A 10083-nucleotide genomic window follows, 5' to 3' on the forward strand; every position below is an offset into this window, starting at 1 on the left:
GATTATTCACAAAACGTAACAACCAATGCTTACTTGTTCTGGATTCCATTGACAACTCTTGTCTTGGTATCCTTGTCCCTTTTCGTAGTTGGTCAAAACTTAGCGGATGCTAGTGATCCACGTACACATAGATAGGAGTAGAAATGACAAAAGAAAAAAATGTAATTTTGACTGCTCGCGATATTGTCGTGGAATTTGACGTTCGTGACAAAGTATTGACAGCCATTCGCGGCGTTTCCCTTGAACTAGTTGAAGGAGAAGTATTAGCCTTGGTAGGTGAGTCAGGATCAGGGAAATCTGTTTTGACAAAGACTTTCACAGGTATGCTTGAAGAAAATGGTCGCATTGCCCAAGGAAGTATTGACTACCGTGGTCAGGACTTGACAGCCTTGTCTTCTCATAAAGATTGGGAACAAATTCGTGGTGCTAAGATTGCGACGATCTTCCAGGACCCAATGACTAGTTTGGACCCCATTAAAACAATTGGTAGCCAGATTACAGAAGTTATTGTAAAACACCAAGGAAAAACAGCTAAAGAAGCAAAAGAATTGGCCATTGACTACATGAATAAGGTTGGGATTCCAGACGCAGATAGACGTTTTGATGAATACCCATTCCAATATTCTGGAGGAATGCGTCAACGTATCGTTATTGCGATTGCCCTTGCCTGCCGACCTGATGTCTTAATCTGTGATGAGCCAACGACTGCCTTGGATGTGACTATCCAAGCACAGATTATTGATTTGCTCAAATCATTACAAAACGAGTATCATTTCACAACAATCTTTATCACTCACGACCTTGGTGTGGTGGCAAGTATTGCGGATAAGGTAGCGGTTATGTATGCAGGAGAAATCGTTGAATATGGAACTGTTGAGGAAGTCTTCTATGACCCTCGTCATCCATATACATGGAGTCTCTTGTCTAGCTTGCCTCAGCTTGCTGATGATAAAGGGGATCTTTACTCAATCCCAGGAACACCTCCGTCACTTTATACTGACCTGAAAGGGGATGCCTTTGCCTTGCGTTCTGACTATGCAATGCAGATTGACTTCGAACAAAAAGCTCCTCAATTCTCAGTATCAGAGACACATTGGGCTAAAACTTGGCTTCTTCATGAGGATGCTCCAAAAGTAGAAAAACCAGCTGTGATTGCAAATCTCCACGATAAGATCCGTGAAAAAATGGGATTTGCCCATCTGGAAGACTAGGAGGAAGGAAATGTCTGAAAAATTAGTAGAAATCAAAGATTTAGAAATTTCCTTCGGTGAAGGAAGTAAGAAGTTTGTCGCAGTTAAAAATGCTAACTTCTTTATCAACAAGGGAGAAACTTTCTCGCTTGTAGGTGAGTCAGGTAGTGGGAAAACAACTATTGGTCGTGCTATCATCGGTCTCAATGACACAAGTAATGGAGATATCATTTTTGAGGGTCAAAAGATTAATGGAAAGAAATCGCGTGAACAAGCTGCGGAATTGATTCGTCGTATCCAGATGATTTTCCAAGACCCTGCCGCAAGTTTGAATGAACGTGCGACTGTTGATTATATTATTTCTGAAGGTCTTTACAATCATCATCTGTTCAAAGATGAAGAAGAACGTAAAGAGAAAGTTAAAAATATTATCCGTGAAGTAGGTCTTCTTGCTGAGCACTTGACTCGTTACCCTCATGAGTTTTCAGGTGGTCAACGTCAACGTATCGGTATTGCCCGTGCCTTGGTCATGCAACCAGACTTTGTTATTGCGGATGAGCCCATTTCAGCCTTGGACGTTTCTGTGCGTGCCCAAGTCTTGAACTTGCTCAAAAAATTCCAAAAAGAACTTGGTTTGACCTATCTCTTCATCGCCCATGATTTGTCTGTCGTTCGTTTTATTTCAGATCGTATCGCAGTTATTTACAAGGGTGTTATTGTAGAGGTTGCAGAAACAGAAGAATTGTTTAACAATCCAATTCACCCATATACTCAAGCCTTGCTTTCAGCGGTACCAATTCCAGATCCAATCTTGGAACGTAAGAAGGTCTTGAAGGTTTACGACCCAAGTCAACACGACTATGAGACTGACAAACCATCCATGGTTGAAATCCGTCCAGGTCACTATGTTTGGGCTAACCAAGCCGAATTGGCGCGTTACCAACAAGGGTTAAACTAATAATGGTTTTATAATTTCCATGTCAACTTTTATGGAAATTATAAACCTTTTTTTGTTGGACTGATTTGAAAAAATTTTGAAAGCGTTCTGAAAGAATTTTCGAAAGAAATAGAATTCTTAGAAAATCATTGAATTATAGTGAGATGAAATAAAATCTGAACAACTTTATTAGGAAAGTCAAATCAATTTCTAGAAAAGGTTTAGAAGTTGCGGCGTATTACTCTAGTTTCAATCTACTATAGTCTAATACTCTTCGAAAATTTCTTCAAACCACGTCAGCTCTATCTACAACCTCAAAACATTGTTTTGAGCAGTCTGCGGCTATCTTCCTAGTTTGCTTTTTGATTTTCATTGAGTCTAATATCTACAATGTAAAAAACTCTAGCTATCAGTTCATTGATAGTTAGAGTTTTTTCTATTCATATGATTTAAGGAGATTAAATAAGGCTTCTACTTCTGATGACGGTGTAGCTGATTTAAGGTAAGCGTAATAAACTGTAAAAGTTATCTTGTCCTTCGGTATAAGAGGGATTTTTATTAAATCATCATCTTCATCAGAAAGTGCGATATCAGCCAGTAAACTAAGGCCAATCCCTTTCTTTAAAAGTTCTTTAAGGATGGCAATGTCATCAGTCTTAAAGAATATTTCTGCCTTGTTTTGATACTTTTGATTAAGCGTTTCAAAAGCTTTCAGGTGAACAAAGTGTTCGTCTAAGAGTATAAAGGATTGATCTACTAATTCTTCAAAAGCGAGTGAAGGAGCAGTGGCAAAAGGATGGTTCTTAGATAAAACGACATACAGTTCTTTATGAAATAGCTCGTGTGTCTCTATTGAAGGATAGTTGAGAGGTTCAATCAAACCGAGTAGACTTGCATCAAGGTCTCCTTTGATGAGAAGGTTTAATAACTCCACTGAGCCACCACGAATAGGGCGTACCTTTTTTAAAAAATCGAATTTATCTTTTTCGTTTAAGGCAGCAAAGAGATACTGAATGATAATAGGAGGGAATCCCACAGTAGAGTATTGTGCCAAGGAGCGATTAATTTCTTTGCGAGTAGAAATGACCTCAGGTAAAATCAGTTCTGTATGCTTTAGAAGGATTTGTCCTTGAGGAGTTAGCTTGAAGGAACGATGCGAGGGGTCATGGTGAATCAATTTGCAGTTAAAGGATTCCTCTAAGCGCTTGATAGCATAAGAAATAGATGGTTGGCTGACTTTATGTTGTTTTGCTACTTCCGTATAGGATTGAAGCTGGCAGAGGTCATAAAAATATTGTAGATCTTTTAAATTCATATGGGCTCACTTTCATTAGTTGGAGAAGGAAAATAAGTGGAAAACAGCAGATAAATAATTTTTATCCGTATCCTACAATTTGACTATACGAGTATTCACCAGTTAAAATGTAAGTGAGTCAGGGATCTCAAAGATTATCTAAGATACTCTCAAAAATGACCAACATCTTTTCTCGTTTATCAATAGGGAGCTGTTTAATCTTCATGTTGATTCTTTTGAGTGAAAGATTGTTACTCTTATCAGAGGTTGATTCAAGGCTATCAAAATTGAAAAATTCCTCTGGGGTCATTTCTAGTGCGTCAATCACTTTTTCAAGACTGTGAATGGTCAGATTCACATTTTGGTTTTCAAGTTGATTGATATACTTAAGCCCGAGTCCGGCTTGTTCCGAAAGTTCTTCCTGGCTCATTTTATTCTGTGTTCGAAAATATTTCACTTTTTTGGAAATATATTGTTGTAAATAGTTTTTAGTTGTCATATAAATAGAATACAAGTTTTATATGACAAAAAAACACCTTAAAAAATACAAAGTACTACATAACAAACTTATATGATATTTATTTTAATGAGGATTGTCAATTTGTATGATTGGTTTCTTTTACTCGAAACTTTTAGTAAAGAGTGATCATCGAGAGTTTGATGAGTTCAGAAATTTATAAAATATAACAACTTAAAGTATTATCAATAATAGTGTTTTAAGTATCAAAGAGCCTATTAGAAATTGTTCTCGTAGACTCATTATAACATATGCGTATACAATTGTATGATTTAAACAACAACGTTTTACGAACAATTCGTTTCATGTGGTATAATATAAATAAAAAGGAGGTTGCACTATGACTGCACATGATATTTTAAACAATCCTTTCCTCAATAAAGGTACTGCCTTTACCTTAGAAGAGCGAAAGGAACTAGGCCTTATTGGTTTACTGCCACCGTATGTTCAAACGATTGAAGAACAAGCGGCGCAAACTTATGCACAAATGCAAACAAAAGCCAATGATTTGGAAAAACGTCTTTTCCTAATGGAAATTTTTAATACCAACAGGACTCTTTTCTATTACCTCTTTTCTCAACATTTGGAAGAATTCAATCCAATTGTATATGATCCAACCATCGCAGATACCATTGAAGGCTATAGTGATCTTTTTGTAGATCCCCAATATGCGGGATATCTTGATATCAATCATCCTGAAAATATTGAAGCCACTTTGAAAAACGCTGCCGGGGGTCGCGAGATTCGTCTCATTGTTGTAACAGATGCAGAAGGAATCCTTGGAATTGGCGACTGGGGAACAAATGGTGTCGATATTTCTGTTGGGAAATTGATGGTCTATACGGGTGCTGCTGGAATCGATCCTTCAATGGTCCTTCCTTTAGTTATTGATGCAGGGACTAACCGTGAAGAACTTCGAAACAATCCTAATTACTTAGGAAATCGTCACGAACGGGTCCGCGGAGATCGTTACTACGACTTCATTGACCAATTTGTTCAAACAGCAGAACGTCTCTTTCCTAAACTCTACCTTCACTGGGAAGATTTTGGTCGCATGAATGCTGCCAATATTCTTGAAAAATACCGGAAACAAATTCCGACCTTTAATGATGATATTCAAGGTACAGGAATCGTTACCTTGGGTGGTATCTTTGGTTCGCTGGATATTAGTGGTGAAAAATTAACAGATCAAGTTTATCTCTGCTATGGTGGTGGTACTGCGGGTGCAGGAATTGCCTCTCGTGTTCTTCGTGAAATGGTAAGTGAAGGTCTTTCTGAAGAAGAAGCCTATAAACGTTTCTTTATGGTTGATAAACAAGGTCTTCTCTTTGATGACATGGATGACTTGACACCAGAGCAAAAACCATTTGCTAAGAAACGTACTGACTTTAGTAACACAGATAAGTTGACTGACCTGCTTGAAGTAGTGAAGACTGTGAAGCCAACCATTCTTGTAGGAACTTCAACTCAGCCTAATACCTTCACTAAAGAAATAGTAGAAGCTATGTGTGAAAACACAGAACGTCCAATGATCTTCCCTTTGTCAAACCCAACTAAATTGGCAGAAGCTAGTGCCAAAGATTTGATTGAATGGTCAGATGGCAAAGCTTTTGTCGCAACAGGAATTCCTGCTGATACGGTTTCTTATAAAGGTGTAGACTATGTGATTGGTCAAGCAAATAATGCCTTGATTTACCCAGGTCTTGGTCTAGGTATGCTGGCTTCTGAAGCAAGTCTTTTGACTGATGAAATGATTGGAGCGGCGGCGCATTCATTGAGTGGTATTGTCAATCCAGGCCAACCAGGAGCTCCTGTCTTGCCACCATTCAAGTATGTAGCAGATGTTTCTATTAAAGTAGCAGAAGCAGTCGCTAAAAAAGCACAAGAGCAAGGTCTTGCACGCGTTAAGGAAACAGATATGGCCAAAGCAGTTCGTGATTTGAAGTGGTATCCAGAGTATAAATAATTCATTTCTGCTGCTATCCTTCTATAGTGGCAGATTTGTATGGGCTGTGGACTTAAGTAATTTAGAAAGGATACCTATGTCACTCTTTTTAACCTCGATTACGAGTATCATTCCGATTATTGCTATTATTGTTTTGGGGTATATTCTTCAGGTGAGGGGATGGTTTGGAGATAGTTTTGGATCCAATCTATCTCGTTTGATCATGAATGTAGCCTTGCCAGCGTCAATCTTTGTGTCGGTGATGAAATACCTAACGCTAGATAAACTAATCAGTCTTTCTGGAGGACTCTTTTATACTTTTGTAGCATTTAAATTGGGATATATAGTAGCTTATATTGCAGTTAGGCTTTTCAAGGTTCGTCCGGGACGGCGAGGAACCATGATTAATACCTTTGTGAATGCCAATACTATTTTTATCGGTTTACCATTAAACGTTGCTCTTTTTGGTAATCAGGCTCTTCCATATTTCTTAATCTACTATATCACCAACACGATTTCCACCTGGACATTAGGCGTGTATGTGATGACGAGCGATAGTAAATCGGGTCAAAGCAAGAAGAAAACTAAATTTGACTGGAAGAAATTGCTTCCAGCTCCGCTTGTAGGTTTTCTTGTCGCTCTACTATTTTTGATCCTCCGAATCTCTATTCCAGATTTCGCAACAAATACCTTAACTTATGTTGGAAATATCGTCACTCCCTTATCTCTGATTTATATTGGTATCGTTCTTGCAAAGGCAGGCTTGAATACTATTACTTTTGATAAAGATACAATTGTCACTTTAGTTGGACGCTTTATCCTAGCTCCTCTGATTATGCTTCTTGTATTGAAGTTCTCTGCACCAAATATGGCGACAGTAGAATTTAAGACCTTTATGATTCAGTCCGCTACACCAGCTCTAGTTGTTCTCCCAATCCTTGCTAATCAGGGAAAAGGAGATGTGGAATTCTCTACGAATGTGGTGACTCTAAGTACGGTTCTATTTATCGTTGTTATTCCAATATTACAAACTTTATTAGGATAAGAGGAAGAGCTTGTGAGAACAATTTTGAATTGCGTGAAAAAATGGCAGATACTCATCAAGATTACCTTATTTTTATCTATTGTTAGTCTAGTTATTGTAGAGATAATCAGACTTTTTAAGACAATTTCGTTTGATAAGATTGGAGAAATCTTGGGGGAACTCTCTCCAATAAAAGTCATTGCTTTAGCTTTGCTCGGTTCTATGGCTGTTGCGCCAATGATGCTCTATGATAGAATCCTAAATAAAGAACTTAATCAGAAACAAAAATTATCTTACTTACTAGAAACAAGTTGGACTATAAATAGCTTGAATAATATGATTGGCTTTGCCGGTTTGGTGGATGTTGGTTTACGCTATTCTTTCTATGGAGATGAAGAACGCTCTGAAAAAAGTATGCAAGGAATTTCTCGTGTCATCCCTTATTTTATGAGTGGTTTCTCACTGTTTGCACTGATAAGTTTAATTTTCACAATTATATTTCCTATTTCAATGGGGATTAAACAATATTGGCCAGCTCTTTTGGGAGCTTGTCTCTATCTTCCAATTATTTTATTTGTTTCAAATAGAAAAAAATGGGTCTATTTTGGTCAATTGAGTGGAAGGATCATTTTATCTTTAGTGTTAACTTCTGCCCTTGATTGGGCTAGTGTATTAAGTTTTTTCCTTTTGGTTGGGTATGTTTTAGGCTATAATTTACCAATTTATGATGTAATCCCCCTCTTTATGATTGCTATTACAATTGGGATTATATCGATGATTCCTGGTAGCCTAGGTAGTTTCGATTTAATTATGGTATCTGGTTTAGTTGGCCTTGGTATTGATAAAGATCAGGCGCTAAGTTGGTTACTAGTATTTCGTTTATTCTATTATATTCTTCCTTTCTGTTTAGGAGTTGTTTTATTTTTAAAAAATATGGGTGGCCGACTTAATGAGAAATATTTGGGAATTCCCCAAAAGGTTATTGGATCACTATCAACTATAGTATTGGTTTGGGGGTTGCGACTGTTTGCTTTCTTCCTCGTGGTGTCAGCTATAGTTCCTCAAGAATTAGGCCATCTTCCTTTGTTTAAAGAACTTTCACCTAGCACTGGACAGTTTGTTTTTCAACTTCCTAGTGTCATTCTCGGCGTTCACTTCTTCCTTCTTGCAAGACTAGTGAAACGACGTTTAAAATTTACATTACCATTCGCTACTGTACTAGGTCTAGTAAGCCTTGTTTATTTGAATATTGGTAGTCTTTCATTCGCAAGTAGTTTTTTTCTAATCATTATTTTGTCTATCATATGGTGGATTAGAAATACATTTGTTCGTAGTCATTATATTTATGCTTGGGAAGATTGTTGTAAGGATATATCGTATATTGGTGGAAGTTTCTTCTTGACCCTTGTTTTGTTAGGACATTTGAACCCTCATCATGTATTTGAAGTTAAACATCTTCCTCATTTGATTACACACTGGATTCATCTTTTTGGCTCGTCTCTGATATTGGTGATTTCGTATGTTTTGGTACTCCGTGAGAGCAATCAAACCAAAGAGAATTTTGGAGAAGTTTTCGATAAGCAACGTTATCAAGACTTTATTGCAACAATACCAAATATAAATTTAGATGCTACCCTGGCTTATTTAGATGATAAATACCTTTATTGGTACCAAGAGGATGGTCAAGACAAGGTTGTTTTCCAATTTGCAATTGAAAATAATAAATGTGTCGTTATGTCGGATCCACTGGCACAGTCAGGGTACTTAGAAAAAGGCTTATCGAAGTTTTTAGAGGATGCGGAGGACACAAATGTCTCTGTTATTTTCTACGAAATTAATCAAGAAACCACCTTATTACTTCATGAATATGGGTACGACTTTATGAAATTTGGGGAGACTGCTCAGGTATTACTGGATAGGTTTACAACCGAAGGAAAACAAGGAAAGAAATTTAGAACAGTTGTTAATCGGTTAGAAAGCAAGGGGTATCAATTCCAAGTATTACAACCACCTTTTGATAAGAAGTTGCTTAACACCCTTAAAGAAATATCGGATAATTGGCTAGATGGTCGCCAAGAAAAAGGGTTTTCACTTGGATTTTTTGATGAGAAGTACATTCAATTAGCACCAATAGCTCTTGTAAGGGATAAGGAAGATAAGGTTCAGGCTTTTGTTACCTTTTTAGCTTGTAATGGTCCTGAAGAAGCTAGCATCGATTTGATGCGCTACCACTTAAGGACAGCACCCAATGGTATTATGGATTATCTCTTTGTGAAATTATTAGTTCATTTTAAAGAAGAAGGAGTTAGTTTATTTGAATTAGGCATGGCGCCGTTGTCAAATGTAGGAACTGAGAAACATAGCTTTTTACAAGAAAAAGTAGCCTATCTCATCTATGCCTTCACTAATCGATTCTATTCATTTAGTGGTCTTAGACAGTATAAACAAAAGTTTAATCCTATCTGGACACCTAGATATGTTGCCTATCCTCGGGATACTTGGCTTATTTTGGATATGTTAGCAATCTACAGAGTTGATAACCGAAAAGTAAAGAGATTGTCGTATTGACTATTGGTTTTAAACAGTATAAAATAACTGTCGATTTTTTGTCCGACTGCCAAGAGTTAGTTTAATACTATACTAAAATCAAAACGCATTATATAATAGTGATATAAAATCAACCAAAGAAGAAATACAAGCCATCAAAACACTTTTAAAAGGCTCTAGTACAACTAAATACCATAAAAGTCTTCAAATCGTTCTATTTTGTCTAATGGGCAAATCTTTGAAATTATCCTAAAAGAATTGAAAGCTCCCTGAAAGAATTTTCGAAAAATTTTAAAAAATTCTGAAATATTCTTGACAGCTAATGAAAAAGGTGATAAGATAGGAAACATCAAAAAAGAAAGCAGAAAAAGAAATGAATAAGAAACAAGCTGTAACGATGAATCAAAACTTTTACTTTAGCTACTTTAGATAGTGTTTGTAGACATGTCACCATGGATGCAAACAGTTCAAGCAATTTGTTTGTATCTATGTGGCTAAGATTTTTGATTGTGGTCCATATAGATGAATATCTAAATGGACTAGCTAAGTTGTAACTTGTTAGATTATTTCAAGCATCCGTTTAGGTATTATCTAGGCGGTTTTTTGTTTTATACTCTTCGAAAATCAAA

At 36.8% G+C, this 10083-nt stretch carries 7 protein-coding genes and 2 pseudogenes; 7 read left to right on the forward strand and 2 right to left on the reverse strand.

Features of this window, described 5'->3' with window-relative positions; genetic code table 11:
* The 3 genes and pseudogenes from WKI42_RS07910 to WKI42_RS07920 all read left to right on the forward strand — a co-directional run.
* A pseudogene (locus WKI42_RS07910) lies at positions 1-135 on the forward strand (oligopeptide ABC transporter permease OppC); the annotation flags it as partial.
* An 8-nt stretch (positions 136-143) separates the two neighbouring features.
* Complete coding sequence (locus WKI42_RS07915) at positions 144-1211, forward strand: ABC transporter ATP-binding protein (protein WP_000159551.1); 1068 nt, start codon at positions 144-146, stop codon at positions 1209-1211.
* Between the two features lie 10 nt (positions 1212-1221).
* Positions 1222-2148 (forward strand): ATP-binding cassette domain-containing protein, encoded by a 927-nt coding sequence (locus tag WKI42_RS07920; RefSeq protein WP_042900321.1) that lies wholly within the window; start codon positions 1222-1224, stop codon positions 2146-2148.
* Positions 2149-2563: 415 nt separating this feature from the next.
* On the opposite strand, the gene WKI42_RS07925 is transcribed toward WKI42_RS07920, so the two are convergent.
* Together WKI42_RS07925 and WKI42_RS07930 are read right to left on the reverse strand one after the other, a co-directional pair.
* On the reverse strand, positions 2564-3442 hold the full coding sequence (locus WKI42_RS07925) for a LysR family transcriptional regulator (protein ID WP_368081632.1): 879 nt from the start codon (positions 3440-3442) through the stop codon (positions 2564-2566).
* A 127-nt stretch (positions 3443-3569) separates the two neighbouring features.
* On the reverse strand, positions 3570-3920 hold the full coding sequence (locus tag WKI42_RS07930) for a helix-turn-helix transcriptional regulator (protein WP_368081633.1): 351 nt from the start codon (positions 3918-3920) through the stop codon (positions 3570-3572).
* A gap of 358 nt (positions 3921-4278) precedes the next feature.
* Here WKI42_RS07930 and WKI42_RS07935 point away from each other — a divergent pair, with 358 nt between their 5' ends.
* The 4 genes and pseudogenes from WKI42_RS07935 to WKI42_RS07950 form a co-directional block, all read left to right on the forward strand.
* Positions 4279-5904 carry a malolactic enzyme gene (locus WKI42_RS07935; protein ID WP_368081634.1) on the forward strand — a complete coding sequence of 542 codons (1626 nt, stop codon included), beginning with the start codon at positions 4279-4281 and terminating at the stop codon, positions 5902-5904.
* 76 nt (positions 5905-5980) lie between these two features.
* Positions 5981-6928, forward strand: coding sequence for an AEC family transporter (locus WKI42_RS07940; RefSeq protein WP_368081635.1), 948 nt, complete (start codon positions 5981-5983; stop codon positions 6926-6928).
* A gap of 12 nt (positions 6929-6940) precedes the next feature.
* The gene (gene mprF, locus WKI42_RS07945; protein WP_368081636.1) at positions 6941-9475 is read left to right on the forward strand and encodes a bifunctional lysylphosphatidylglycerol flippase/synthetase MprF; all 2535 of its coding nucleotides are present in this window, start codon (positions 6941-6943) and stop codon (positions 9473-9475) included.
* A 103-nt stretch (positions 9476-9578) separates the two neighbouring features.
* Positions 9579-9698 (forward strand): annotated as a pseudogene (locus WKI42_RS07950) (IS630 family transposase); the annotation flags it as partial.
* Positions 9699-10083: the final 385 nt, after the last annotated feature.

The organism is Streptococcus pseudopneumoniae (genome assembly GCF_038148935.1).
Classification (GTDB): domain Bacteria; phylum Bacillota; class Bacilli; order Lactobacillales; family Streptococcaceae; genus Streptococcus; species Streptococcus pseudopneumoniae_U.